Annotated in this window: 28 protein-coding genes; 22 read left to right on the plus strand and 6 right to left on the minus strand. The window is 67.2% G+C overall.

Translation table 11 applies throughout. From position 1 onward, the window contains the following. The first annotated feature begins 153 nt into the window (after positions 1-153). The 18 genes from F6B43_RS00235 to F6B43_RS00320 all read left to right on the plus strand — a co-directional run bounded on the left by F6B43_RS00235 (position 154) and on the right by F6B43_RS00320 (position 15,362). On the plus strand, positions 154-474 hold the full coding sequence (locus F6B43_RS00235) for a hypothetical protein (RefSeq protein ID WP_150446977.1): 321 nt from the start codon (positions 154-156) through the stop codon (positions 472-474). Between the two features lie 46 nt (positions 475-520). Further along, positions 521-1,975, plus strand: coding sequence for a terminase large subunit domain-containing protein (locus tag F6B43_RS00240; protein WP_170285520.1), 1,455 nt, complete (start codon positions 521-523; stop codon positions 1,973-1,975). Beyond that, complete coding sequence (locus F6B43_RS00245) at positions 1,972-2,190, plus strand: hypothetical protein (RefSeq protein ID WP_150446979.1); 219 nt, start codon at positions 1,972-1,974, stop codon at positions 2,188-2,190. Before F6B43_RS00240 ends, F6B43_RS00245 begins: the two co-directional genes overlap by 4 nt. Next, on the plus strand, positions 2,187-3,344 hold the full coding sequence (locus F6B43_RS00250) for a phage portal protein (protein ID WP_150446980.1): 1,158 nt from the start codon (positions 2,187-2,189) through the stop codon (positions 3,342-3,344). Before F6B43_RS00245 ends, F6B43_RS00250 begins: the two co-directional genes overlap by 4 nt. Before the next feature lie 2 nt (positions 3,345-3,346). Continuing rightward, the gene (locus tag F6B43_RS00255; RefSeq protein WP_170285521.1) at positions 3,347-4,027 is read left to right on the plus strand and encodes an HK97 family phage prohead protease; all 681 of its coding nucleotides are present in this window, start codon (positions 3,347-3,349) and stop codon (positions 4,025-4,027) included. 14 nt (positions 4,028-4,041) lie between these two features. Beyond that, positions 4,042-5,277 carry a phage major capsid protein gene (locus F6B43_RS00260; protein WP_150446982.1) on the plus strand — a complete coding sequence of 412 codons (1,236 nt, stop codon included), beginning with the start codon at positions 4,042-4,044 and terminating at the stop codon, positions 5,275-5,277. Continuing rightward, the gene (locus tag F6B43_RS00265; protein ID WP_150446983.1) at positions 5,274-5,540 is read left to right on the plus strand and encodes a hypothetical protein; all 267 of its coding nucleotides are present in this window, start codon (positions 5,274-5,276) and stop codon (positions 5,538-5,540) included. Before F6B43_RS00260 ends, F6B43_RS00265 begins: the two co-directional genes overlap by 4 nt. A 73-nt stretch (positions 5,541-5,613) precedes the next feature. After that, complete coding sequence (locus F6B43_RS00270; RefSeq protein ID WP_150446984.1) at positions 5,614-5,985, plus strand: head-tail connector protein; 372 nt, start codon at positions 5,614-5,616, stop codon at positions 5,983-5,985. Beyond that, a complete protein-coding gene (locus tag F6B43_RS00275; RefSeq protein WP_150446985.1) occupies positions 5,982-6,452 on the plus strand; it encodes a hypothetical protein in 471 nt (156 codons plus the stop codon). Before F6B43_RS00270 ends, F6B43_RS00275 begins: the two co-directional genes overlap by 4 nt. 19 nt (positions 6,453-6,471) lie before the next feature. Then, complete coding sequence (locus F6B43_RS00280; RefSeq protein WP_150446986.1) at positions 6,472-6,741, plus strand: hypothetical protein; 270 nt, start codon at positions 6,472-6,474, stop codon at positions 6,739-6,741. After that, entirely contained in the window at positions 6,738-7,736 is a 999-nt protein-coding gene (locus F6B43_RS00285; RefSeq protein ID WP_150446987.1) for a phage tail tube protein, read from the plus strand. Before F6B43_RS00280 ends, F6B43_RS00285 begins: the two co-directional genes overlap by 4 nt. 12 nt (positions 7,737-7,748) lie before the next feature. After that, positions 7,749-8,321, plus strand: coding sequence for a hypothetical protein (locus F6B43_RS00290; RefSeq protein ID WP_150446988.1), 573 nt, complete (start codon positions 7,749-7,751; stop codon positions 8,319-8,321). A 29-nt stretch (positions 8,322-8,350) separates the two neighbouring features. Beyond that, complete coding sequence (locus tag F6B43_RS00295; protein ID WP_150446989.1) at positions 8,351-8,704, plus strand: hypothetical protein; 354 nt, start codon at positions 8,351-8,353, stop codon at positions 8,702-8,704. 212 nt (positions 8,705-8,916) lie between these two features. Next, on the plus strand, positions 8,917-10,719 hold the full coding sequence (locus F6B43_RS00300) for a phage tail tape measure protein (protein ID WP_150446990.1): 1,803 nt from the start codon (positions 8,917-8,919) through the stop codon (positions 10,717-10,719). A 2-nt stretch (positions 10,720-10,721) separates the two neighbouring features. Next, complete coding sequence (locus tag F6B43_RS00305; RefSeq protein WP_150446991.1) at positions 10,722-13,157, plus strand: immunoglobulin domain-containing protein; 2,436 nt, start codon at positions 10,722-10,724, stop codon at positions 13,155-13,157. 18 nt (positions 13,158-13,175) lie between these two features. Then, positions 13,176-14,261 (plus strand): immunoglobulin domain-containing protein, encoded by a 1,086-nt coding sequence (locus F6B43_RS00310; protein WP_150446992.1) that lies wholly within the window; start codon positions 13,176-13,178, stop codon positions 14,259-14,261. Between the two features lie 13 nt (positions 14,262-14,274). Then, a complete protein-coding gene (locus F6B43_RS00315) occupies positions 14,275-14,700 on the plus strand; it encodes a hypothetical protein (RefSeq protein WP_150446993.1) in 426 nt (141 codons plus the stop codon). Then, entirely contained in the window at positions 14,697-15,362 is a 666-nt protein-coding gene (locus tag F6B43_RS00320) for a hypothetical protein (RefSeq protein ID WP_150446994.1), read from the plus strand. Before F6B43_RS00315 ends, F6B43_RS00320 begins: the two co-directional genes overlap by 4 nt. Before the next feature lie 139 nt (positions 15,363-15,501). On the opposite strand, the gene F6B43_RS00325 is transcribed toward F6B43_RS00320, so the two are convergent. Together F6B43_RS00325 and F6B43_RS00330 are read right to left on the minus strand one after the other, a co-directional pair. Further along, positions 15,502-16,452 carry a hypothetical protein gene (locus F6B43_RS00325; protein WP_150446995.1) on the minus strand — a complete coding sequence of 317 codons (951 nt, stop codon included), beginning with the start codon at positions 16,450-16,452 and terminating at the stop codon, positions 15,502-15,504. 282 nt (positions 16,453-16,734) lie between these two features. Next, the gene (locus F6B43_RS00330; RefSeq protein ID WP_150446996.1) at positions 16,735-17,103 is read right to left on the minus strand and encodes a DUF732 domain-containing protein; all 369 of its coding nucleotides are present in this window, start codon (positions 17,101-17,103) and stop codon (positions 16,735-16,737) included. Between the two features lie 112 nt (positions 17,104-17,215). Between F6B43_RS00330 and ychF the strand changes: the two genes are divergently transcribed. Beyond that, complete coding sequence (ychF, locus tag F6B43_RS00335) at positions 17,216-18,292, plus strand: redox-regulated ATPase YchF (protein WP_150446997.1); 1,077 nt, start codon at positions 17,216-17,218, stop codon at positions 18,290-18,292. A 23-nt stretch (positions 18,293-18,315) separates the two neighbouring features. Then, positions 18,316-18,879, plus strand: a complete 564-nt coding sequence (locus tag F6B43_RS00340; RefSeq protein ID WP_150446998.1) for an alpha/beta fold hydrolase — start codon at positions 18,316-18,318, stop codon at positions 18,877-18,879. 9 nt (positions 18,880-18,888) lie between these two features. Here F6B43_RS00340 and F6B43_RS00345 read toward each other — a convergent pair whose 3' ends face one another. Beyond that, a complete protein-coding gene (locus F6B43_RS00345; RefSeq protein ID WP_150446999.1) occupies positions 18,889-19,791 on the minus strand; it encodes a zinc-ribbon domain-containing protein in 903 nt (300 codons plus the stop codon). A 104-nt stretch (positions 19,792-19,895) separates the two neighbouring features. On the opposite strand from F6B43_RS00345, the gene dinB reads away from it, so the two are divergent. Next, complete coding sequence (gene dinB, locus F6B43_RS00350; RefSeq protein WP_150447000.1) at positions 19,896-21,092, plus strand: DNA polymerase IV; 1,197 nt, start codon at positions 19,896-19,898, stop codon at positions 21,090-21,092. 59 nt (positions 21,093-21,151) lie between these two features. Here the strand turns inward: dinB and F6B43_RS00355 are convergent, their stop codons facing one another. Then, entirely contained in the window at positions 21,152-21,520 is a 369-nt protein-coding gene (locus F6B43_RS00355; RefSeq protein ID WP_150447001.1) for a VOC family protein, read from the minus strand. Positions 21,521-21,582: 62 nt separating this feature from the next. Between F6B43_RS00355 and F6B43_RS00360 the strand changes: the two genes are divergently transcribed. Further along, positions 21,583-22,035, plus strand: coding sequence for a MarR family winged helix-turn-helix transcriptional regulator (locus F6B43_RS00360; RefSeq protein WP_150447002.1), 453 nt, complete (start codon positions 21,583-21,585; stop codon positions 22,033-22,035). Between the two features lie 7 nt (positions 22,036-22,042). On the opposite strand, the gene F6B43_RS00365 is transcribed toward F6B43_RS00360, so the two are convergent. Continuing rightward, entirely contained in the window at positions 22,043-23,245 is a 1,203-nt protein-coding gene (locus tag F6B43_RS00365) for a hypothetical protein (protein WP_150447003.1), read from the minus strand. Positions 23,246-23,330: 85 nt separating this feature from the next. Beyond that, positions 23,331-24,275: an aminoglycoside phosphotransferase family protein gene (locus F6B43_RS00370; protein ID WP_343030084.1), complete on the minus strand. Its 945-nt coding sequence runs from the start codon at positions 24,273-24,275 to the stop codon at positions 23,331-23,333. Positions 24,276-24,309 lie beyond the last annotated feature (34 nt).

The raw sequence follows: 24,309 nt of genomic DNA on the forward strand, positions 1-24,309 counted from the left end.
GTCGAGCCCCCGGAGCGGGCGCGCCCTACATCCCCTCCGCGCCCTACAGATTCTAGAGCGACCACGGCGCGCCGACCAGATGCCGGCGATGCTCTTGCGCAGCTGATCGAGGAGGCGCTGTGGGCGGCGAGGGGCGACGCTGCGACCGCATCGGTGCTCGCCGCGGGTTGGATTCGCGACGCGGGGTATCGGGTCGTTGTCGACGGGCCGGTCGAGTCGGCAGTGCGGGCGCAGCTGGGGGAGCCGAACGGAGACGCGGAGGCGACGCGGTTCGCGATGGTGTTCACCGCCGCCCGCATCCTCGACGACCCGAACACCAACGCTCGCAGCATCAAGCCGGCGATCGAGGCTATGCGATTCGCGCTCGCTGACGCTGAGGGAGACGGGGGCGCCAACGATGCCGCCGCAGTCATGGACGCGATCCGGGATGCCGCCCGGGGTGGAGACGGTTCCGCGGTGGGCAACGCCGCGTAACCCTGCACGAGAGACGCGCGGGGCTGAGGTCGTCGGAGTTATGCGCGTGCTCGGTCAGGAGCCGATGCCGTGGCAGCGGGAGATTCTCGACACGGCGTTCGAGGTCGATTCGTTCGGGCTGCTCTGGTACCGCGAGATTGTCATCATCATCCCGAGGCAGTCGGGTAAGACGACGATCATCATCCCGTGGGGTGTGCATCGGGCGCTCATGTGGCCCGAGCGGCAGTACATCTTGTATATCGCGCAGACATACGCGAAGGCGCTCGAGAAGCTGCAAGAGGAGCAGCACTACCGGATCAAGCGATCGCCGATCGGGAAGCTGTTGCAGCCGTCCCGCAGTGGGACGACGCTCCGGGCGACGAACGGCAATCATCACATGCTGTTCAGGAACGGGTCGAAGTGGTCGATTGACGCGGCGACCGAATCGGCTGGGCATGGTTCGACGCTCGGGCTCGGCATCGGTGACGAGTTGTTCGCTCAGAAGGATGACCGGCTCGAGCAGGCGATCTCACCCGCGATGATCGCGGTACCCGACGCGCAACGACTGTGGATCTCGACGGCCGGGTACTCCGCGCGGAAGTCGCCGTTCCTGTTCAACAAACGGGAGCAGGGCCACGCCCGCACCGAGCTACTCCGCGCCGACCCTCGGCTGCTGAACGACGGCCGGTATCGGTCGCTGTTCATCGAATACTCGGCCCCCCTTGACGCCGACCCGGACGACCCGATGACGTACTGGGGTTGCATGCCTGCGCTCGGGTTCACGCAGACAATCGCGAACGTCATCTCGGAGCGCGAGAACCTGAAAGACGGATTCTTCCGCCCGTATCTGAACTGGTGGTCTGACGATCTGTCGGTCGAGTGGAAGATCCCGAAGGCCCGGTGGGAGGCGGTCGCCGATCCAGATTCGGCGGCGACGCGGCCCGAGGTCGTGTACGTGATCGACATTTCACCCGACTCGGCGTGGGCATCGATCGGTGTTGCCGCCGCTCGCGACGACGGCGCGATTCATCTCGAGGTGCTCGCCGACGCGCCGCGCGTCATCGACTATGACGACCCCGAGGGCGACTGGATTATCGACGGGCACGCGGGCGCCGACCTTCCCGGCATCCTCGCTCTCGTCAAAGAGGCTGACGGCCCCGTGTACGTCGAGCTCAAGACGGCCGGGTTCCTGATTCCGAAGCTGCGAGAGCACGGCATCGACGCGCGGCTTATGGCGGATACCGACATAGCTGCGGCCGGTCCTGGCCTGCTCGACGCGGTCGTGACCCGTGCGGTACGGCACACCGGGCAGGACGAGATCACCGACGCGCTGAAAGAGGCCGCGGTGCAGAAGTTCGGCGACGGGTGGCGGTGGACCCGAAGCAAGTCAATGCGCCCTATCTCGGCGCTGGTCACGGTGACATACGCGCGGCAGATGCTCGCGACGTTGTTCCCGGATCTCGCATACGACCCGGTCGCCGCGTTCCGCAACGCGAACGGAATCAAGAAGGAGGCGTCATGACCGAACGTAGGAAGCCGCTCGAGGTGGTCGCGGCGGCTTTCGTGGCCGTCGTCGCGTTCCTCGCCGCCGAGTGGCAGGACGTGCTCGAGGTCGTGGGGATGTTGCTGATAGTGGTGGGCATCGGCCTGTGGTCGCTGTCGGCCGGTCTGATCGCCGCGGGCCTGGCGCTTCTGCTGGTCGTGTACCCGGCGATCCCTCGGCGGTGGCGGCGATGAGCGTGTTTTCGCGCCCCGAGACTCGCGATCTGTCGGCCGAGGATGTGTGGGGGCCGTCGTGGCAATCGCTCGGGCGTGGTGCTGCGCGCCGGCAGGCGGCGGCGTACGCGGCGATTCGGTATATCGCGGATCAATGGGCGCAGTCGACGGTCACAGTGACCGAGACGCGCAAGGGGGAGCGCGAGCCGGTGGCGACACCGCTCATCCTCTCTGACCCGTCCCCGACGATGAGCCGCTGGGATTCGAAAATCCAGATGGTGACCGAGCTCAAGTCGCGCGGGAACGCCTACGCCGTGGTCGACTCCGCACGTCGGTACTGCCAGTGGATCCCGAAAGACTTCGTGACAGTCGACGACTCGAATCCGTTGCTCCCGATCTATCGGCTGCTCGGGCGCGAGGTGACGCTGGTAAAGCAGGGCGGGATCCTGCTGCACGTGCGGGAGCAGACGCGCGCCGGTTCAGTCGAGGGGCTGTCGCCGATCGAGGAATTCGCGGCGTCGTTCGAGTGGGCGGATCTCGCCCGGCAGTACGGGCGCCGATGGTTCAAACAGTCGGCGATGCCGCCCGCCATTCTCCAAGCCAAGGGGGCGAAGGGCGGGCAGAACCTCGCTGAGGCCCGCGACGACTTCATTCGTGCGGCGAGCGAGGGTAAGCCGGTCGCTCTCCCGGGCGAGTGGGACTACAAGCCGATCATGATCCCGCCCGAGCAGGCGCAGTTCCTGCAGACGATCGAGGCGTCGGCGACCGAGATCGCGATCATCTACGGGGTGCCGCCCGAAAAGGTCGGCGGTAAGTCGGGGTCATCGCGCACGTACTCGAATCTCGAGATGGATCAGAGGTCGTTCCGGATCGAGACGCTCGGCGGGATCTCGGGGCGCGCAGAGGCCGCGCAGACAGACATCCTCAAGCCCGACCAGGAAGTGACGTACGACCTATCGCGTCTCGAGCGGCCGTCGCTGCTCGAGTTCATGCGCGCATATACGGAGCAGCTACGAAACGGCACGATCACGCTGCCCGAAGCACGCCGCGATCTCGGTCGGCGAGGGCTCACGACTGACGAGATCGACGACTGGCAGAAGCACTACGCGACGACCAAGAGCGAGTCGGAATCGCTCGCTCAGTCGATCTCGACATCCATCACAGAGGGGGCATGACCATGTCAGGAGCAGTTATCGAACGGCGCGTCATCGACCGGCCGGTCGAGTTCCGCGCCGCGCCGGAAGGCTCGTCGAGCCCTGGGATTTTGGGCGGCTACGCAGCCGTGTTCGATCAGATCTCGCGGGATCTCGGCGGGTGGTTCGAGGAGATCGCGCCTGGCGCGTTCGGCGCGCCGATCGAAGGCGGCGCGCTCGACCTGAAACTGCACACGCGGGTGATCGCTCGCGCTGAGCACGACAGCCGACTGCTGCTCGGTACGACGAACGCGGGAACACTGCGGCTGTTCATCGACGACATCGGTCTGCGGTTCGAGATCGATTTGCCGAACACGAACGCCGGCCGCGACGTCGCCGAGCTCGCTGAGCGCGGCGATTACGTATTCGCATCGTTCGCGTTCTCGGCGCTCGAGGCGGACTACCGCGAGGACGCAGACGGCCGGTTCATCCGCACGGTGCTGCGCGCAACGCTCCACGACGTCGCGCCCGTCGCCGATCCGGCCTACTGGGGCGCGTCCGCGCAGATGCAGCGCGCGTTCGATCTCGAGGCCGCGCGCGCATCCCTTTCCCCCGCACCGGCTGAGCCCGGTGAGCGGGAAGCCACGGTCCGATCGGCCGCGGCAACCATGACTCGCGAGACGCATCCCGCGCTCGTGAACCGACCCCGCAAGCGCGGGATCTGAGAAAGGAGATCCGGATGACCAGCATCCAGGAACGAATCAAGTCCCTCGCCGAGGAGCAGAAGCGGGCGTGGGAGACGGAGGGTAAGCCGCTCGCCGACATCGCCGCCGAGCGCGCGCTGACCGGTGAGGAGCACGAGAAGTTCGAGCGTCTGACGCGCGACTTCGACAGCTTCGACGACCGGATCACGCTGCTCGTGCAGCAGCGTGATCTCGAGCAGCGGGCGATGCAGTTCGCGGGCGAGCTGCTCGGGAACCGTTCGGCGTTCGGCCCCGCGGCCGATCTCGCCGACTTCGCGCAGAACATCCGCAAGATCCTCGGCGGCGAGGAGCGGGGCCTCGAGTACGTCCCGACGCCTGAGGAGGTGCGCTCGTTCTCGGAGTCCCGGGCGCTCTCCGTGGGCACCGCGTCGGCGGGTGGGAACGCGGTGGGGGCATCGTTCCTCGCGCGGCTCATCGAGCCCCTGCGGCAGTTCTCCGGGATCTACGCGGCGGGTGCTTACGTGTTCGTCACGGAGAAGGGTGAGTCGGTCACGCTCCCGCGTCTCACGTCGTTCGGTGCCGCGGCGGCGGCGACCGAGGGAACGCAGATCGGTGGCACCGACCCGACCTTCGGGCAGATCGCGTTCGGCACCAAGAAGTACGGCGAGTACGTCGGGATCTCGAACGAGCTCATTCTGGATGCGCTGTTCGACATCGAGGGTTTCGCGACCCGGCTCGTCGGCGAGAACATCGCCGTCCTGCTCGGTCAGGATCTCGTGACCGGAACGGGAACGGCGCAGCCCGCGGGTATCGCGACGGTCACGACTCTCGGTGTGACCGGTGGGGCCGGGGTCGCGGGTGCGCCGTCGTGGGACAACCTGATTGACCTTCAGGAATCGGTGCTCGCGCCGTACCAGGCGAACGCGGCTTGGGTTGCGTCCAACTCCGCGGTTGCGGGTATCCGCAAGCTGAAGGACGGCTCGGGTCGCTACCTGTGGGAGCCGAACGGTCAGACCGGAGCGCCCGCGCAGCTGCTCGGCGCGCCCGTGTTCCGCGACCCGTTCGTCGCGTCGACCGGGCTCGGTGCGAAGTCGATGTTCTACGGCGACTTCTCCCGCTACTGGGTGCGCGTCGTCGGTGGCGTGCGTGTCGAGCGTTCCGACCAGGCACTGTTCGGCTCGGACCAGACCGCGTTCCGTGGTGTGCTCCGCGCGGATGGTCGTCTCATGGACCCGTCGGCGGTCAAGCACTTCATCGGGAACGCGGCATGACCCCCGCGAAGGTGGCGGATGCCGCCGCGCTCGAGGCCGAGGCGAAGGCCGCGGCCGAGGCGTCGGCCGCGTCGGATGCCGCCGCAGCCGAGGTCGAGGCGGTCGAGCCCGAGGGCGTGACTGTCGTGATGGTCATCGGCATCTCGGGCCTGCGCGACGGTGAGCCGTGGCCCGCGCCCGGCGAGTCGATCGTGCTGCCCGCCGACGAGGCCGCGCTGTACATCGCGAACGGGTACGCGAAGCTGCCCGCCGACGAGAAGTAGCAACGGATTCGCCGAGAGGGGCCGCACCTATTCGGGTGGTGGCCCCTCTCGGCGTTTCAAGGAGGGGGATCGCATGGCATCGAATTGGCCGTTGGGCGCTGCGGATCTGCGGAAGGCGCTCGACTATCAGGTCGGGCAGGATGATGCCGGCGAGCTCACGCTGTACATGTCGGCCGCGTGCGAACGCATCGACAAGAAGACGGGGCGTCGCTCTGAGCCGACCCGACACGAGGTCGACGGGAAAGTTCCCGTCGTTTTCCTGCTCGCGGCGCGCAAGCTCGCGAAACTGTGGTGGACCCAGGACAAGCGGACGAACCGCACCGGTCGTCAGACTGGTGACGAGATCGATCCGAGCGAGGGTGTCGGCGGTGTGGATCTCCCGCGCGTGGTCGCTGGGATGCTCGCTGACTACCCTGATCGGCTCTACCCGGTTGAGACGCCGTGAGCACGATCAGCGCGTCGACCGCGGCATACACGGCCCGGGCGGGGTTGCTCGCCGCTGTGCGGGCCGCGCTCGCCGACGAGACGAAGGTCGACATCGACGCCGGGTTCCTCGGTCAGCCGGGGCATAACGACTGGGTCGCGATGGGCGAAACGATCGGGGTCGACGTCGACCCGAAGACGGTCGGCCCGCGACGGCAGCGTGACGAGACGATAACGCTCACATTGAACGTCGGCGCATTCAAGCCGGGGCACACCGAGGCCGCCGTCGTCGCCGCATTCACGCGGGCTGACGACCTGTTGCGCCTCATCTCGACGTACGTGTCGGCAGGCGAGAACACGGAACTGGGCGGCGTCGTCGCATGGTGCCTGCCGGGGTCTGCCGACTGGGTGGGCGCCGAGATCGACGGCGGCTTTCAGGTGGAGATCGCCGCGACATTCATCTGCGCGCATCGCGTGCGGGCCGCATAGAGAAGGGGACAAAGGGGATATGGCGAAGTTCAAGAATGTGAGCCCGCTCGGCGCGCTCGACATCGACGTGCTGGGTCTGAGGGGCGTCAAGTCCGGCGAGGAGTTCGAGGTGCCTGACGAACTGGCGAGCATGTTCGTCGGGCAGGTCGGCACGTTCGAGGGTGTCGAGGTACCCCCCGCCGTGGTGGCCGAGTGGGACGCGTACATGTCGGATGGCGAGGCCGTCGAACCGGTCGCGATCGCCGAGCCGGATCAGTCGAAGACGCGCAAGAAGGGAGCGGGCGAATGACGCAGCAGCTTGATTTCTCGGTGGGCATGGGCAAAGAGACGACGTACGGGAGCCCCTCCGCGGTTACTCGATTCTTCGAGTCTGAGGCCAAAGCAAAGTACGACGTCAAGACCATCAAAGGCTCGGGGCTGCGGCCCACGAAGGGTGTCGCCCGGACGTCGCGGCAGTCGATCTCCGGATTCGAGGGGTCGACCGACATCGAGCTCGATGCTCCGACGCGCGGGCTCGGGTTCCTGCTGAACGCCGTGATGGGAGCCGTCACTAACACGCTCGTTTCGACCGGGCTGTACCAGCAGGTGCACACCCTTTCGACGACTGACCCTGTCGCGTCGTACGCGATCCAGGAAGCGCTACCGCCGATCGGGGGCGGGGCTTCGAACGTGCACACGTTCCGGGGATGCGTGTTCGATTCGCTCGAGATCAGCGCGAAAGAGGGCGCGTACCTTTCGGTGAAGCTGTCGGCAACGATCCTCAAGATGCTGACGACGGGTGCGACGGCGGCGTCGTACCCGTCTGACGACACCCTGTTCTCGTTCGTGCACGGCTCGATCCAGGTTGGCGGGTCGCTCACGGAGCCGGGGGCGACGACACTCGCCGTGGGCGACGCGATCCCCGCCGTGAACATCTCCGACTTCTCCTTGAAGGTGGCACGCAACCTCGACAAGAAGGGATGGAACCTCGGCGGTGCAGGGCTGCGCTCGCGCCCACCCGTGCTCGGCAAGCCCGAGATCACGGGAAAGATCACCGCTGAGTACACCGACAATGTGCTGCGTGATGCGTACCTCGCTCAGACGCCGCTCGTTCTCATCCTGACATTCACGAGCGGGTCGAACGTGCTTCAGATCGCGATGCCAGCGATCAAGCTCAAGGGCGAGGTGCCGACGTCGAACGGTGGTGACGTGATCACGCAGTCGATCGACTTCGAGGCGTTCGACAACGGCACCGCGTCGCAGCCGATCTTCATCGTGTACCGCACTGCGGACACGACGCCGTAGGCGGGTCGGGTCGTGCAGCACAGGGTGACGGCGGATCTCGCCGTAGATCAGGACAAGCTGCGGAAACGGCTCGACGCAGTCAAGGAGTTCAGCCCGGCGCTCATGCGCGGGACGCGAAAGCTGCTGCGCACCACTGGCGACGAGGTAATCGCCGAACAGTCGGCGATCCTCGACGGGCCGTTGCCCCGCGGCATCCGGGCCGCGGGGAAACGAGTCGTGATCCGACGCAACAAGAAGACGGGCAAGCTCGGGCTTCGCACCCTGAACGCATATCGCGAGCAGGATGTGCGCTCGAGCGGCCGGTCGACCGGGCTGCGTAAGGGAATCAAGGCCGGGCTGCGCACGCGCGTCGTGCTCGGCAAGACCCGCACCGAGGTTCGCGTGCAGACGACCGGCGCCCGTGAGAACGGGTCCGCGTTCTGGCAGTCCAAGAAGTTCCGGCACCGCGTGTTCGGCCGCGACGAGTTCGTGTACCAGCAGGGACAGCCGTACTTCTGGGGACCGGCGTACCGCGGTGCGGCCGGGATGGTGCGGCGCATCGACGACATCGCAGACCAGGCATTCAAGCAGATCCCGCTCGAGTGAGCGGCCCACAATCACAGAGAGGGGGAGTCATGGCGACTCTCAAAGTCGGCGGTCGCGAACTGGTCGCAAAGCCGCTCAGCAAGGCGCGGGTGTCCGACATCATCGAGCTTCAGCGGCAGTCGGGCATCAAAGAGATCTCGAGCATCCGGGAAGCGGTCGAAGAGGCTGACATTCTCGGCAACGTAATCTTGTCATTCCTCACGCAGCACAACGCGGGATTTCGCGTGAAGTGGGATGACCTGATTGACGGGCCGCTCGAGGATCTCGGGGAGTACCTGCCCGACCCGGAACCCGAGGGCGAGGGTAAGGAAGACGCAAACCCTCCGCAGGCCGAAACGGCCGCGGACGACGCGGCCGACGTGGAGGCGTCGACCCCCGAGTAGGTCGGCTCGAGGCGACCGAGGGCAGCGTCGCCGAGCAGGTTCGGAATCGCATCCTCACGATCAGTCACGCGCAGTACTGGCCGGGGATAACGCCTTTCAACGTGGGCGATCTGCCCTACGACTTGTGGGTGTCGTACGCACTTTCGTGCGACGAGCAGATCGCACGAGAGAAGGAATACGCGGACGAGGTCCGCCGAGCTAGGAGGTAAGACGTGGCCGGTTCGGCGAAGGATTTCATTCTCAATCTGGTAGTCGACAACTCCGACGCCGACAAGGGCTGGGACAGCTTCGAGAAGTCCGCGAAGGGCGCTGCGTCGGCCGTGGCGGCGGCGTGGGGTGCGGCGGGTGTCGCTGACGTCATCGGCGGCGCTCTCGACTCGGGCGCGTCCAACGCGAAGGTGTCGGCGAGCCTCGGTCTGACCGCCGAGGAATCGGCCCGCATGGGCAAGGTGTCGGGGGATCTGTTCGCGCAGAACTACGGCGAGGCGTCGGACATCTCCGAGGCGGTCGAGTCCGTGGTGAGCTCGATCGGCGGAATGCGGAACGCAAGCGCCCCAGATATCCAGGCGATGACGGCCGACGTCATCAACTTCTCGAAGGCGTTCGAGCAGGACGTGGGTCGATCGGCTCAGATCGCCGGGCAGATGGTGACGCAGGGCCTCGCGGTCGACGCTGGGCAGGCGCTCGATCTGCTCACCCTGTCGATGCAGAAAGTGCCGAAGGAACTGCGCGGGGATCTCCTCGACGCAGTCGACGAATACGGCGGCATGTTCAATCAGATGGGCATCAGCGGCGAGCAGTCGATGTCGATGCTGGTCGCCGCGTCGCAGAAAGGCATGTACGGGATCGACAAGACCGGCGACGCGATCAAGGAGTTCGCGATCCGGGCGACCGATATGTCGTCCGCGACGCAGGGCGTGTACGACATGCTGGGTCTCAATTCGCAGGAGTACGCGAACATGCTGCTGGCGGGCGGCGAGGTATCGGCCGACGCGTTCAATACGATCGTGCTCGGCCTCGAGCGGATCGACGACCCGGCTACCCGGGCGAACGCCGCAATCACCCTCTTTGGGACACCGCTCGAGGATCTCGGGGTCGACGGAATCCCGAAGTTCCTCGGTTCGCTGCATGGCGTCACGGGCGGGCTCGGCGATGTCGACGGCGCAACGAAGGCTATGGGCGACACCCTCAACGACACGGCGCAGAACCGAATCGACACCATGAAACGCGGCGTCGAGGGTTGGATGCGCTCAATGGTCGAGGCGGGTGGGCCTCTCGGCGAGCTCACGGCCGGAGCAATGGCGTTCGGCCCCGGCATCGCGCAGGCCGGGTCACTGCTCGCGGGCGTCACGGGACTGCTGTCGCTGTTCCGCGGTGCGACGATCTTCGGCACCGCGGCGACGATCGCGAACACGGCTGCGCAGACCGCGAACAATGTCGCGTGGCTTGCCTCCCCGGTGACATGGATCATCATCGCGATCATCGCCGCGATCGGTCTGCTCGTGGCCGCGGGGATCTGGCTGTGGCAGAACTGGGACGGCGTCACGAAGTGGATCGGTGAGGCGTGGTCAAACCTGATGGGTGCCTTCGAGAACGGCGGGCGTCAGATCTCGGACTTCTTCGGCGGGATCCCCGACGCGATCGGGTCAGCGTTCGAGTTCGCCGGAAACGGCATCATGCAGATCGGTCACGGGGTCGCGACCGCGTTCGCGTGGCTGTGGAACAACACGGTTGGCGCGATCAACTTCGAGGTTCCCGGGTGGGTGCCGTTCATCGGAGGGCAGCGGGTCAGCTTTCCACAGATCGTCGTTCCCGCGCTCGCGGCGGGTGGGATCGCGCTCGGCCCGACGCTGGCCCTGATCGGTGAGGCTGGTCCCGAGGCAGTCGTACCGCTGTCGCGGGCTGGCGATTACGGGCTGGGTGGAGGCGGTGACGTCGTCGTGCCGGTGAATTTCTCGATCGACGGGCGGACCATTCTCGAGGCGGTCATTCGCGCGGCTCGCAAGCGGAGGTAGCAATGCAGACGGCACCGGTTGGATTCGATGCGGCGATCGCGGCACGTTCGATCGACACGCTCACGGTGGAGGCTGCCGCGGCGACGTCGGGTGTCGACGTCGCCGCGGCGACCGGTTGGGGTGAGCGGATCACGGTTGACCGGCAGATGTCGGGCGAGCTCCCCGAGGAGGCGTCCGATGTTGTCGGGAGTGTGTCGACGACGCTCACGATCGAGGGTGACGCGTACGCGCCCGGTGCGCCGTCGCCGATGCGAGATGCCGAGGCATGGCTCAATTCCGCGTCGAGCGTGAAGGCCGGGTACGGCGGGATCAAGGTTCCCGTGTTCACGGGGCGTGTCGCCGATCTCGATGCGTCGGAAGGATCAGGTGCGCTGACGCTGACTGCGCGGGACTCGAGCGAACGCCTGACCGCTCCCGTTCTGTTACGCCCGTATGGAAGCTACGGGCGTCGATCGGCGACTGGCGCAGCGTTCCGGCATCCGACGAACACGCAGGCTGTCGTGACATCGATCCTGCACACGAACGGTATCCGGATGACGCCGGCACCGCGCGCCGGGTGTGAACTGTCCGTGCCCGGGGTGGGCGGCTGGCTCGCGGATGTCGGATGGACGGCCCCTCTCGGCCAGTCGAACGTGACGTCGCCGTGGCTCGTCCCTGGTCGATTCGGGTCGATGCCGGATTCGTCAGCCGAGATCATCCGCGGGTACTTCGCGACTCGACGTGCGTTCTCCGGATCCGTGACGATGGTCGAGGCTTTCGTGCTGTTCGCCTCTGGCATGTCGCAGGAGCTTCTGAGGATCCAGTCCTACGTGGGTGCAGCCGTGACGCTCGAGGTCGCGTCGGGTTCCCTGAGCGTCGTGTGGCGCCCGGATCCCTCGACGTCTTCCGTTGTCGCGTCCGCATCGATCGCGAACGGGTGGCATCACGTCGCCTTCGAGGTCGTTCCCCGCGCCTATGTGCAGGTGTGGGTCGACGGGGTATCGGTCCTGTCGACGACGTCAGTGTGGGCGGGCGCGCTCCCGACGACCGACATCGACTGTGTGATCTGGTCGCCGGGTGCGATGCAGGGTGTCGCCGCGCACTGGAACGCGGGCGCGTACAACGCGGTGCCGACGCCGTCGATTATGACGTTCACGCCGGATGCTGATCTATCGACTGGTGCTCTCGATCTCATGAGCATCCCCGATGTTGACGGGCGCGCATCGTGGGAGGTGTTGCAGGAGATCGCTCAGGCCGAGCTCGGCATGGTCGGGTTCTCAGAGGCGGGTCGATTCTTCTTCAAGTCGCGGGCGGATCTCGCGGCGAACACGTCGCCTGTCGCGACGTGGGGCATCGACCTGATCGACGACATTCACGCATCGGTGTCGATGGACAGCGTCTTTACTCGGGCGACAGCGAAGGTGAAACGGGTCGTCGGTGTCGACTCGGGTCGTGGCACGGTCGATGTCGTGCCGTCGCTGATCGCGGATTCGGTGCTCTCGGTCCCGGTCGGCACGTCGTCGGTGATCGTGTCGGCATCGCAGCCGAACGTGGTCGACGGGCAGCAGGTGGCGATCATCACGGCGACCGGGGCGGCGCTGAATGTGCCGGTCGGGATGGTGCTCTGTTACGGCGAGAACGGCCTGTCTCGGTACACGGGCGGGCAGGTGACGGCGTGGATCACCAACGTGGGTATCAAGTCGTGGCGAGTCACGTTCCGCAACGACAGCGCCTTCCAGCTTTACGCCGCGTGGCCCGCTGATTTCGTATCGGCAGGGACGCAGTTCGGACTCAAGGCAGGGGATCCGGGGTTCTGGATCAACGGGTACACCTACGACCCGTCGAACGCGCTTGACGAGGTCGTGGACCGGTCGAACGCGGGCGGAGTGGGGTCGTGGGGGATCCGGTTGCACCAATTCTCCGACAGCGTTTGGAGGCAGGATGCCGTGCCTGCGCGGGCGTTCCTCGACGCGATGCTCGCCGACACGGCGCAGCCCCGCGCGCAGATCGCCGATGTGACCGTGCCCGCGGATCCGCGGTGGCAGATCGGCGACCCTGTGCGGGTGACGGATTGGCGGGGCCGCGTGCCCGGGTTCGTGGCGCGTATCACCGCGATCAAGCTCACGATTGACCGGGCCGTCGAGAACGGAATGACCGGGGTCTATGGGCTGCGGCAGATCCCGGGAGCAATACCGCGCGTCACGTCGGGGCCGGCCGACCGTTCGGTGTCGGCCGGGTCGACCGCGGCTTTCACGGTGGCGGCGACCGGCGCGGCGGGGTACCGGTGGCAGGTGCTCGTGCCGGGCGGATCTGGGTGGGTCGATATCGCGGGTGCGACGTCGGCGACGTACACGACCCCCGCAACCGTGCCCGCAGACTCGGGCAAGCAATACCGGTGCAACGTGACGAACGCGACCGGCGACGACTGGACCGGCGCGGCGACGCTCACGGTCACATGACACAACGAAGGGGACGAAATGCCTGACGTGAGATTCGAGTACACGGTGCCGACCGCGTCGGGGGTGGATGCGCCCGCCTCGGCGCAGCTGCGACTGTCTTTGCCGGTCGCGGTGCGTGGTGCAGGGCGGGTGCGGACAACAGAGGAGTTCGCTGTTCCGCTCGTCGCTGGGGTCGCTGTCGTGTCGCTGTCGCCGGGCGCCTGGCACGTGTTCGCTGACGGGGTCGAGGGGGAGCCGGAGCGGTGGATTCTGGTGACGGACACCTCGGGCGAGGTGGCCGCGTCGGCGCTCGAGGATGTGGACCCGCGGACGCTGGAACCGACCGTGCCGACACCGTCATTCACGCAGGCTGTGTCGAGTGTGGTCGCGGCCTACATGCTCGAGCATCCTTCAGTGACCCCGGATCAGGTCGCCGCCTCGGTCGCCGCCTCGGTCGCCGCCTACCTTGCCGAGAATCCCCCCGAGGATGTGACGCTCATCGACCACCCGACGATCCCGGGGGCTGGGATCCTGACCATCGGCGCGCCGGCACCGGTCGTCGCACCGGTCGTGACTGTGCAGCCGGTCCCGGCGAGCGTGAGCGCGGGTGCTGCGGCGACGTTCAACGCGGCGGCGACCGGGTCGCCGACGCCGAGCGTGCAGTGGCAGAAGTCGACGAACGGCGGCACGACATGGAACGACGTCGCGGGCGCGACGTCGGCGGTGTACGTCACGCCGCTTCTGTCGGTGGGTGACAGCGGGGTGCTGTTCCGCGCGGTGTTCACCAACGCGGGCGGAAGTGTGCCGACGACGGCTGCTTCTGTGACCGTGTCCTCGAGCGGTTCGGGCGCTCCGGTGATCACATTGCATCCGGCTTCGGGCTCTGTTCTCTCGGGCGACGAGTGGACGCTGACAGCTGCGGCGACCGGATCGCCTACGCCTTCGGTGCAGTGGCAGGTATCGACGAACGGCGGCACGACATGGGCGGACATCGCGGGAGCCAATTCGACGTCGTACACGTTCACCGTGCGCGCTGCTGGCACATTCACTCGGTACCGGGCGGTGTTCACGAACACTGTTGATTCGGCCACCACGAACGCCGCAATCATCGCGGCGACTGACTAGGAGGGCGTGACCAATGACCGAAAGAATCGTCGCGCTCGTAGATCCCACGACGCGGAAGATCGACCCGGGCCTGATCCCGGGTGGCGGTGGGGGCGGGCCGCAGTCGGAGTCGTTCGCGTTCGCGGGAACGCTGGTCGTCGGAAGCGGAGCGTTCTACGTGCCGTCGCCGCCCGCTGAGATCCGGCTAATGAGCCTGACTATCACGCTGGGCATACTCGGGACAGGTGGCGGGTCGGTGACAGCCGCGTTGCTCGCGAACGGGTCACAGGTGGGCGCCGTGACCGTCGCCGCGGGTAGTCGGGTGGCGACTGTGCAGGCGTTCGACCCCGCGGTGATCCCCGCGAGTCAGCTTCTCTCGGTCGACATCAGCGCTGTTCCCGGGGCCGGCGCGACGCGGCCCGGTAATGCTGTCGTGCAGGCGGTCTGGGAGTACACGTGATGATCGTGCAGAGCACACCGGGCTCGCGTGTGCCGGTCCCATCACCGGTGTTCCCCGTGCAGTACGCCGAGGCGGGGGCGACATGGTCGCTGTCGCAGTGGGAAGCCGAATTCGCGCGGATCCCGCTCGTGATCCGGCAAGAGTTCATTTCGTCACTGATCGACGAGTCGGGCGACCTGGTGCGGTTCGGGTACAGGGTCGGGTCGGTCGATTGGCTCGTGACAGGCGAGGGTCGGTGGCCCGGGTTCTCAGCGTCGTATGGCGCACTGTATGAGACAGGGCAGGCAACGGATCTGCACATGACGAGTAAACGGGTCGCGGTGCGATCCGATCAGCCCGTCACGCTGACGCTCGTGCACGAGTTCGGGCACCACATCGACACCACGTTTCACCGATTCCGAGGCGAACCGTGGGCGCCGAATTCAGCGCTGCGGCATCGCGCACCGTTCGCCGCCACCTGGCAAACCGTGAGCCCGAGCATCCCGTCCGCACTCTACGGAGCTACCAACGTCGCCGAGTGGATCGCTGAGCAATGGCGATGTCAGATCCACGGCGACGGGGCCACGTTCCTGCAACTCATGGGCGGGAGCCGTTCGGCCGCAGACACGATCCGCGCCGAATGGGTATCGATGTTCCCGACCATGCCCGCATTCAGCTACTGACGATCCTTCACGACCGACTCGCACCACTGGCCCTCAGGGGGCGGGGTGGAGCGGCCCTTGTGTCATTGGTCGACGGTGGCTGGGCACCAAGGCGTCCGCGGGTCGCCGAACTTGCATGCGCAGCCGGCGACGGATGAACCTAGGAGGTGGGCTTCACCTGTGCCGGCATGGGGGTTTGGGGGAGTGCCACTGAGTCGGGCCATCCTCCCTCCAGCATCTCTTGAAGCCGCGAGAGGTACCAATCACGGAACATGACAAAGTGCTGTCGCTCCGCAGCGATTGCAATCACATTGCCGGTTTCGAGACGCAAGTGCTCGATTATGGTGACGCGGGTCCGATTTTCCAGCGCGAGTAACGAAATCTCGCTTGTGCACCAGATCGCTCCGCCGATACGCGATTGCTCGACGAACCGCGAATGCTTCTCGTAGAAGACGACCTCGGCGTCGAGGGCGAGGCCGTTCGGATGGGTTGCACGGGTACGGCGACCCACACCCGCCTCGGGCCCGGCGATCAGGTGGACGTCGAACGCGTAGTCGCCGGGGAATACATCGCGATCCACCTCGAACCCCGTGACGAGATCCCACACGATCGGGACGCCGCCTGGAAGCACGGCCTCGGAAGTGATCTCTACCATGTTCGTCGGCGTCTCGAGCGGTGGTGTCGGGTCGATGAGAACTGCCCAAAGCTGCCGACGGAACCTGCGAACTGAGACTCCGGCGGATCGGATGAGTCGCTGCGTACCGGGATGAGTTTCCGCCATCGAGTAGAGCAGATGGCCGGTACCTGGTGGCCCCCCTGCCACGCGTGCGACCTCCAAGGCGCGCCGGATATGCGACACCAGTTCGGGAGTCGCGAAAGGACTCCGCGGCGCTTGAGGTCGTACGTGCGCGCCGCGCGTATCGATGGCCTGAATCAATCGCGGAAATTGGTGAAGGAACTGGTATCCGGTGGAACCTGATTCGAGGGCGATCCCGACGACCAAGTCTGCGGGAGTCGCAGTTCCTTCTCTCGTATCGGCAATCATGACGGCGAAGGAGATCGCCGACCGAGCCGACAGAGTCAGCGTGTCGAAACTGCCGTCGACTGGCATTCCCACAAGTTATCTGTGCGTCGCACGCAGCAGGTGACCGTCTGGTTGCCAGGGAGTATCTAGCCGCCGAATGGACCGCCGAGAAATGGCGATGCCAGATCCAGGGCGACGGGGTGATGTTCCTGCAACTCATGGGCGGCAGCCGGTCGGCCGCGGACACGATCCGCGCCGAGTGGGTGTCAATGTTCCACCATGCCCGCATTCACGTACTGACCCTCCGGCGACGAACCCCGCTCCACTGGCCCCCCGGGGGTCGGTGGAGCGGGTCTTTCGTTGTTGGTGCTACTCGGGGCAGAGGTACTGCGATGCGAGCGCGACGGCTGCGACGCTGACCGATGCCTTGGCTTCGTCGGGCTGGGATAGTCTCACTGTCGCCTGCGAGCCGAGCACGTTCTGCTCGCGCGTGTTGTCTGGATAGTTGGATGACCAGTCGTCGCACACGGTGCGGCCAAACTCGAGGAATGTCTCCTCATCGCCGCCGTCCAGGCCAGCTTCGCTGACGGCCGCAAAAGTCCCGTCGAGATAGGCGCGCTCCGCGGGAGAGCGCTGTGGGCTGCTCGCGCACGCAGCGAGTTCGTCGACGTTGCGCAGATAGTCCGGGCGCGCGAGGGCGACGAGGGGCACGATGCTGAGCGAGGCGAGTCGGTTCATGGCCGGGGAGCATAGTGAGGTGTCGCGGCGACCAGGTGAACGCGTCGTGCTGACCGGCGATCACTACGCGTCGCGGGTGGCCGCTCACGACGCCGGTAGGCTCGTTCGCGTCATGTCACAGTTATCGATAGCCATCGTCGGCCTGCCCAACGTCGGCAAGTCCACCCTCTTCAACGCGCTCACCAAGAACGACGTGCTCGCGGCGAACTACCCGTTCGCCACGATCGAGCCGAACGTCGGGGTCGTGAACCTGCCCGACCCGCGTCTGACGAAGCTCGCCGCGGTGTTCCACTCGGAGCGCATCCTGCCCGCGACCGTGTCGTTCGTCGACATCGCCGGCATCGTCCGCGGCGCGAGCGAAGGTGAAGGGCTGGGCAACCAGTTCCTCGCCAACATCCGCGAGGCCGACGCGATCGCGCAGGTCGTGCGCGGGTTCACCGATGACGACGTCGTGCACGTCGAGGGCGGCGTCAATCCGAAGAACGATCTCGAGACGATCAATGCGGAACTGATGCTCGCCGACCTTCAGACGCTCGAGCGCGCGATCCCGCGCATCGAGAAAGAGGTGAAGGGCAAGAAGACCGACCCGTCGGTGCTCGAGGCAGCGGTCGCCGCGAAAGACGCGCTGGAGCGCGGCACGCTCCTCTCGCAATCCGATATCGAGCTCGGTGCGATCCGAGAGCTCGGACTGCTGACCGCCAAGCCCTACATCTACGTCTTCAACGTCGACGAGGCGGTGTTGACGGATGCTGCGGCCAAGGCATCGCTCGAAGCGCTCGTCGCCCCCGCGCACGCGGTGTTCCTCGACGCCAAGATCGAGTCCGAGCTGATCGACCTCGACCCGGAGGACGCGGCGGAGCTGCTCGCCTCGACCGGTCAGGACGAATCAGGCCTCGACCAGCTCGCCCGGATCGGCTTCGACACGCTCGGGCTCCAGACCTATCTCACCGCGGGGCCGAAAGAGGCGCGCGCGTGGACGATCGGCAAGGGCTGGAAGGCGCCGCAGGCGGCCGGTGTCATCCACACGGACTTCGAGAAGGGGTTCATCAAGGCCGAGGTGATCTCGTTCGACGACCTGATCGACGCCGGCTCGATCGTCGAGGCCCGCTCGCGAGGCAAGGCGCGCCTCGAGGGCAAGGACTATGTGATGCGCGACGGCGATGTCGTGGAGTTCCGCTTCAACAACTGACCCGCATCGAGAGGACTCCCGATATGACCGACACTCAGATCTTCGAGCCCGAAGGCCGCAGCGTGCCGTTCGCCGTGGAGGGCGAGGGGCCTGTATCGCTCGTGCTCCTGTCCGACGGCGACCTGGGCGGCGACGGCCTGAGCGTCATCTCGCACTACCTCGTGGAAGAGGCGGGGTTCCACGTCGTGCGCATCGGGTCACGCGGTGATTCGACGGACGTGGATGCGCGGGTCGACGACGTGGTCGCCGTCCTGGACCACCTCGGTCTCGCGCACACCTGGATCGGCGGCTATCGCGGCGGGAGGAACGTCGCCGGTGCGTTCGTCGCCGCCCACACCGACCGGTCCAACGGCCTGTTGCTGCTCGGGGTCGAGGAGGACCAGGTCGCGCTGGCGCCGCTCGTTCCGGTGCTGATCATCCAGGGTTCCGACGACGAGGTCACGCCCCCGTCCCACGGCGAGCGTCTGCAGGCGACAGCTCCCGAGCGCGCGAGCGTCAAGAACCTCGACGGGGCGGGTCACGACTTCCCCCTGACGCACCCGATCCAGACCGCGTTCATCATCGAGGAGTATCTCGACTGGGACTGAGCCCGGCATTCAGTCGAGGTAGGGATCGACGAAAAGCGCGCCCCGGATCTCTCGCAGGGTATCGAGGAGAAGGCCGAGCCCGCGCGCGTTCCATTGCGTGAGCTGAAGGTCGAACGGGCCGATGGGCTGCAGTTTGCCGGTGCGGATGCGAACGACCTCCCATCGGGCGTTGCGCAGCGCTCGGTCTTTGCGTCTATCCGACGCCTCTCGCTCGCCGACGTGCTCGAGGCCGTGCCGCCCGATCGTGTCGTACTCGATGGCGATGCGCAGCTCGGGCAGCAGGATGTCGGGCCAGACCTCCAGGTGCTGGAAGAACGGGCGTGCGACCCGCACCGCCGTGAAGCCCGGCGTCACGGCGAGCCGGCCGAAAAGGTCGGCCCGCACCTGGGCCTCGGCCGCGGATGCCGGCCGTGGGGCGCAGGAGCTTGTGAACGGCTCGCCGACCGGCAGGTCGGGCGTCTTCGGGCAGACGGCGAGGGGTGGCTTCGTGCGCCGTGCACGCAACGGTGGCGAGCCAGTCGATGATGGGGGTGTGGCCGAGGCAACCGCGCCGGAAGACGGCGTCGAAGGCAGCGAGACCATCTCTCGCATCGGTAGGGCGACGGGCCCGCGTGCGAGCTCGGAGCACTCGGGGCACCAGGCCGAGCGTCGGCGCCGGCGGCCGGGTCGTGAGCGCTGCTCGTCGGGGGTGGCGGCGAATCTGTGGCCCGACTCGCACTGCCACAGCAGCAGCACATCGGCGGCGGGCGGGATCTGGCTGAGGGTGATCCCGGCGTTCAGATCGGGGTGATACTGCCGGATCAGGGCAGGGAACGCGGCCCACGCCGCGCGGTATGTGCCGACCGGGTAGGGAATGTCGGCGCCACGGGAGAACTGGCGTCGCGCCCACCACAGCTCGATCCGTTCCGGCATGGCAGGAGAGTAAGCGGGGCCGTCGACACTCACGTCCGCCCTTGTGTGCGATGTCGTCGGTAGGTGCGACGATCCGCTGCACGGACGATCGGCGGGAGGACGCGATGCGCGGTGAGGCCTCCGTGCTGCACGCCGATCTCGACGCGTTCTACGCATCCGTCGAGCAGCGCGACGCCCCTGCGCTCCGCGGCCGGCCTGTCATCGTGGGCGGTGGTGTCGTGCTCGCCGCCAGCTACGAGGCGAAGGCTCGCGGAGTGCGGACCGCGATGGGGGGCCGGCAGGCGAGGGATCTCTGTCCGGATGCGGTCATCGTCCCGCCGCGGATGGAGGCCTACTCTGCCGCCAGTCGAGACGTGTTCGCCATCTTCCGTGATACGACACCCCTCGTCGAGGGTCTTTCGATCGATGAGGCATTCCTCGAGGTCGGCGGCCTGCGACGTATCGCGGGAACGCCGGAGCAGATCGCCGCGCGCTTACGAGAGCGGGTGCGTGTCGAGGTGGGCCTGCCGATCTCGGTCGGGGTCGCGCGCACGAAGTTCCTCGCCAAAGTGGCGAGTGCCGTGAGCAAGCCCGACGGGCTGCTCGTGGTCGAACCCGACAGGGAGGAGGAGTTCCTGCTCCCGCTGCCGGTGGAGCGCCTGTGGGGAGTGGGGGCCGTCACCGCGGAGAAGCTGCACCGGCTCGGCATCCGCACGGTCGGTCAGCTGGCCGAGCTCGAGTCCGCAGCCGCCGAGCGGCTGCTGGGCAAAGCCGCGGGTGCGCACCTGCACGCGCTCGCCCGGCTCCGCGATCCGCGCCCCGTCGACACGACGCGCCGCCGAGGATCGATCGGTTCGCAGCGCGCACTCGGGACTCGCCCGCGCACGCCCGACGAACTCGACCTCTTCCTGACTCAGATCATCGACCGGCTCGCCCGGCGGTTGCGCGAGCACGATCGCGTGTGCCGCACCGTCGTGCTGCGGCTCCGGTTCGGCGACTTCACGAGAGCGACCCGATCGCATACGGTCAGGTTTCCGACCGACCGAACGGCCCTCCTGCTCACGGTCGCCCGAGGCCTGTTGGAAGCGGCACAGCCCGACATCGCGGCGCGGGGGATCACGCTCATCGGGGTCTCCCTGTCGCAGCTGGGGCGGGTCGACAGCATCCAACCCGAACTGCCGATCGAGTGGGATGACGGAGCGCGGCTCGACACCGTGCTCGATGCGGTCCGCGACCGGTTCGGGGCGGCCTCGGTGGCGCGGGCCACTCAGCTCGGCCGCGATCCCGGCTGGTCGACGCCGCTGCTGCCGGAGCACGAATGAGGCCCCGCGCGGTCGCGACCTCGGACGCGCAACCCCGCCTGGGGGATGGGCCGGTGGGTTCAGGCGCGGTCGTGCAGGGTGATGCGGTAACCATCGGGGTCGGCGAACGTGAACGTGCGACCGAACGGACCGTCGATGGGCTCAGAGACGATCGGGTGACCGTCGGCGACGAGGGCGTCGTGGATATCTTGCACGTCGGTGGCGTGGAGCCAGATCGCGGCGCCGATGCAGGGTTGCGCGACGGAGTCGAGGTCGGTGCCGGTGACGACGTCACGCAGGGCGAACGCGACGGGGGCCGTCTGGAACACGACGGCGTGCGGGGGACCCGCGGGGGAGCGGACGAGTCCGAGGTATCGCTCGTAGAACGCCTGTGACGCGTCGAGGTCGCGAGCCTGGAGTGAGATGAAGTCGGGGCCGGTGACGGGCATGGGTGGTCTCCTCAGTTTGTGTCAGTTGTCTGACATCACTGAATCTATGTCAGAATACTGACATGAGTCAAACCGAGGATGGCATCGATCTCGAGACGTCCCTGGGCTACCTGCTGAAAGAGGCATCCAGTGCGCTCCGCGTTGCCATGGAGGCGGTGCTGAAGCCGCTCGGGCTGACGGTCACGCAGTACTCGTGTCTCGAGCTCCTTGCACAGCGCCCGGGCCTGTCGAACTCCGAGCTCGCACGCGGGGCGTTCGTGACGCGGCAGTCGATGAACGTGCTCCTGCAGGCGTTCGAGCGTGACGGCTTCGTGACGCGGCCGTCTGAGGCGCCGGTCGGCAAGGTTCTCCCGACACGTCTCACGCCCCTGGGCCGCCAGAGCCTCGAGGGCGCGACGGCCGCCGTGCGATCGGTCGAGATCAGGATGCTCGAGGGCATCGGCGCCGACGAGCAGGCCGCGGCCCTCAGCATCCTCCGGCGGATGATCGGCTCGCTGGATCGCGACCCGCGATGACGGGCTCTCACGCCTCCGGGGCTGGCCGTATCTGGATTGGGCCCCCGGGGGGACGCATGATCCGCGGGGCCGTCCAGCGCAGCTCCATCACCCTCTGATCGACGTCGGTGAAGACGATGTGCTGCGTGCCGTCGTCTGAGTCGGCGAACGCGGTGGGCGCGCCCGGGAGGTCGCCCACCTGCATCGAGAAGCCCGTGCTCCAGTCCTGCCCCGAGAACCGCCAGAGCTCCTGCACCCACAATTCGTCACCGCTGGCCCCGACGTAGATGCAGTGCTCGGTCGCCCGGGGCGCGTGCGGTGCCGAAGCGAACAGGTACCCCACCGGTGGATAGCCTTGCAGGCCGAAGCGGGCGGTGAATGCGACGTCCGTGAGGTCGGTCAGCGACCATGCCGAGCCGTCGAACGAGTACTCGCAGATCCGGCCGCGATCTGCGAGGAACTGCACATGCCGTGTGCCCGCGGCCTCGTCACCGAATCCGGAAGGGGCATCGCCCAGAGCTCGCGGCATGACGGGGAACGCCGGGGGCAGCGTCGGCAGGTTCGCCCACAGACTTTGCGGCGCGGACCAGCCGGACGAGCCGGAGTGCGAGATCTCGTACAGGCTCCCATCGGGATCGCGATACGTGATGTACACGGCACCCTGGAACGCATAGCCCGTCGGGTCTCCCGCGCAGACCGGATCATGGGGGGCGGTGACCATCGCGTGCGACCAGTCGGCACCGTCGCCGGATGGGCGGCTGAGCACGTGGACGTGGCCGTCCGTCATGCGGAAGGTCACGAACTGCATCGCCAGCGGAACCGACGCCCACCCGTGCGCCTGCCCGACGACACGGGGGGCGATATGCGCGGCATCCGTGAGATCGCTGTGGTGCCACCCGTCGTCCTGGTACAGCTCGTGGAGTCGCCCGTCGTCGGTGCGGTAGAGCACGTGCTGGCTGCCCTCGTCTTCGAACGCGTACGACGTCGGGGGAGCGCTCGCCAGCGGCGCATCCGCTTCGTCAGTGATGTCTTTCGGATGCCATACCCCGTCGGCTCCGGCGTACAGCTCCCAAAGATGCCCCGAGGTGCCGGGCGCCGAGGCGTCGGGGGTACCCGAGGCTCGATAGACGATGTGCCGGGTACCCTCGGTGCGCAGCAGGTAGGCGGTCGCGGCGCCTGCGGCCAGGGGCGCGTGAGCGTCCGCATGAAGATCGTGCACGGTCCAGCCCATGGTCTGCTCCCTCGCGAGAATCCCTCGGTGGGAGAGAGGCGCGTGTGAGGGCGCTGATACGAGCACGACCTGCTTCATGGCGCGCTCAGCGCTGCGCGACCTCGCCGTCTTCCGTCCGGTCCGTCCGATCGCCCGCCAGCTCGTGCAGGGCCGCGAGCCCGCAGCGCGCATACAGCGGATTGTCATCGCTCTGTTCGACGAGGAGAACGGCCATCGCCGCAGCCCATCCGGCGGCGCGAGTCCATGTCGCCGCGTCATAGCGGGCGCCGGCGGCCTCGGTGAACGTGCGGCGGGACGCCGGATCGAAGGCGAGCCATGCGATCGCGAGATCGTACGCGGGGTCTCCGGCGGTGACGTCGCCGAAGTCGATCACTGCCACCAGCTCGCCACCCCGCGACACCAGGTTGCCCGGGTGCAGGTCGCCGTGGATCCAGACGGGCGGACCGGCCCATGTCGGAGCCTGCATCGCACGGCGCCAGCAGCGGGCCGCGGCATCCACCAATGAGGATTCGACACCGAGCACGCGGAGCGATGCGATGCGCGACTCGACCGCCACGTCACGGTCTGCGAGAGGGACCCCGCGGAAGGGGTTGGGAGGATAGTCCTCTTCGGCGGGCGAGTGCAGGGCGATCAGGGTACGGGCGAGCGGAACCGCCCACGGCCCGCGGTCCGATGGGGGGACGACCAGTCCGACGTCCCCGGTGAACCACGGAACGACCGACCACGGCCATGGGTAGCCGGCCGCCGGTCGGCCGTGGACCATCGGTGTCGGGATCGCGACGTCGAGGCCGGCGGCGGCGATGCGCACCGCGATCGACGGCAGCACCTCTTGCTCATGACGCACGAGTGGCGCAGCGACGGCGCGCCGCGGCATCCGTACGGCGACGTCGTCGCCCACTCGCCACACCTCGGAGTCCCATCCCGCGGCGACACGCCATACACGTGGTCCCGTCGTGAGCAGGTGCGGCGCTTGATCCGTGAGGAGATCGCGCACCAGTCGTTCATCGATGACGACCTCTGCGGCGGGCATGTCGGGCACGAATCGAGTGTAGGCAGCCGTCCTG

The sequence above is a fragment of the Microbacterium rhizomatis genome (assembly GCF_008710745.1).
Lineage (GTDB): Bacteria > Actinomycetota > Actinomycetes > Actinomycetales > Microbacteriaceae > Microbacterium > Microbacterium rhizomatis.

Excerpts from the sequence above, each read along its gene's own strand:
- F6B43_RS00245 (WP_150446979.1), top strand. The coding sequence starts at position 1,972 with ATGACCGAACGTAGGAAGCCGCTCGAGGTGGTCGCGGCGGCTTTCGTG.
- F6B43_RS00250 (WP_150446980.1), top strand. The coding sequence starts at position 2,187 with ATGAGCGTGTTTTCGCGCCCCGAGACTCGCGATCTGTCGGCCGAGGAT.
- F6B43_RS00255 (WP_170285521.1), top strand. The coding sequence starts at position 3,347 with ATGTCAGGAGCAGTTATCGAACGGCGCGTCATCGACCGGCCGGTCGAG.
- F6B43_RS00260 (WP_150446982.1), top strand. The coding sequence starts at position 4,042 with ATGACCAGCATCCAGGAACGAATCAAGTCCCTCGCCGAGGAGCAGAAG.
- F6B43_RS00265 (WP_150446983.1), top strand. The coding sequence starts at position 5,274 with ATGACCCCCGCGAAGGTGGCGGATGCCGCCGCGCTCGAGGCCGAGGCG.
- F6B43_RS00270 (WP_150446984.1), top strand. The coding sequence starts at position 5,614 with ATGGCATCGAATTGGCCGTTGGGCGCTGCGGATCTGCGGAAGGCGCTC.
- F6B43_RS00280 (WP_150446986.1), top strand. The coding sequence starts at position 6,472 with ATGGCGAAGTTCAAGAATGTGAGCCCGCTCGGCGCGCTCGACATCGAC.
- F6B43_RS00285 (WP_150446987.1), top strand. The coding sequence starts at position 6,738 with ATGACGCAGCAGCTTGATTTCTCGGTGGGCATGGGCAAAGAGACGACG.
- F6B43_RS00295 (WP_150446989.1), top strand. The coding sequence starts at position 8,351 with ATGGCGACTCTCAAAGTCGGCGGTCGCGAACTGGTCGCAAAGCCGCTC.
- F6B43_RS00305 (WP_150446991.1), top strand. The coding sequence starts at position 10,722 with ATGCAGACGGCACCGGTTGGATTCGATGCGGCGATCGCGGCACGTTCG.
- F6B43_RS00310 (WP_150446992.1), top strand. The coding sequence starts at position 13,176 with ATGCCTGACGTGAGATTCGAGTACACGGTGCCGACCGCGTCGGGGGTG.
- F6B43_RS00315 (WP_150446993.1), top strand. The coding sequence starts at position 14,275 with ATGACCGAAAGAATCGTCGCGCTCGTAGATCCCACGACGCGGAAGATC.
- F6B43_RS00325 (WP_150446995.1), bottom strand. The coding sequence starts at position 16,452 with ATGCCAGTCGACGGCAGTTTCGACACGCTGACTCTGTCGGCTCGGTCG.
- F6B43_RS00330 (WP_150446996.1), bottom strand. The coding sequence starts at position 17,103 with ATGAACCGACTCGCCTCGCTCAGCATCGTGCCCCTCGTCGCCCTCGCG.
- ychF (WP_150446997.1), top strand. The coding sequence starts at position 17,216 with ATGTCACAGTTATCGATAGCCATCGTCGGCCTGCCCAACGTCGGCAAG.
- F6B43_RS00340 (WP_150446998.1), top strand. The coding sequence starts at position 18,316 with ATGACCGACACTCAGATCTTCGAGCCCGAAGGCCGCAGCGTGCCGTTC.
- F6B43_RS00345 (WP_150446999.1), bottom strand. The coding sequence starts at position 19,791 with ATGCCGGAACGGATCGAGCTGTGGTGGGCGCGACGCCAGTTCTCCCGT.
- dinB (WP_150447000.1), top strand. The coding sequence starts at position 19,896 with ATGCGCGGTGAGGCCTCCGTGCTGCACGCCGATCTCGACGCGTTCTAC.
- F6B43_RS00355 (WP_150447001.1), bottom strand. The coding sequence starts at position 21,520 with ATGCCCGTCACCGGCCCCGACTTCATCTCACTCCAGGCTCGCGACCTC.
- F6B43_RS00360 (WP_150447002.1), top strand. The coding sequence starts at position 21,583 with ATGAGTCAAACCGAGGATGGCATCGATCTCGAGACGTCCCTGGGCTAC.
- F6B43_RS00365 (WP_150447003.1), bottom strand. The coding sequence starts at position 23,245 with ATGGGCTGGACCGTGCACGATCTTCATGCGGACGCTCACGCGCCCCTG.
- F6B43_RS00370 (WP_343030084.1), bottom strand. The coding sequence starts at position 24,275 with ATGCCCGCCGCAGAGGTCGTCATCGATGAACGACTGGTGCGCGATCTC.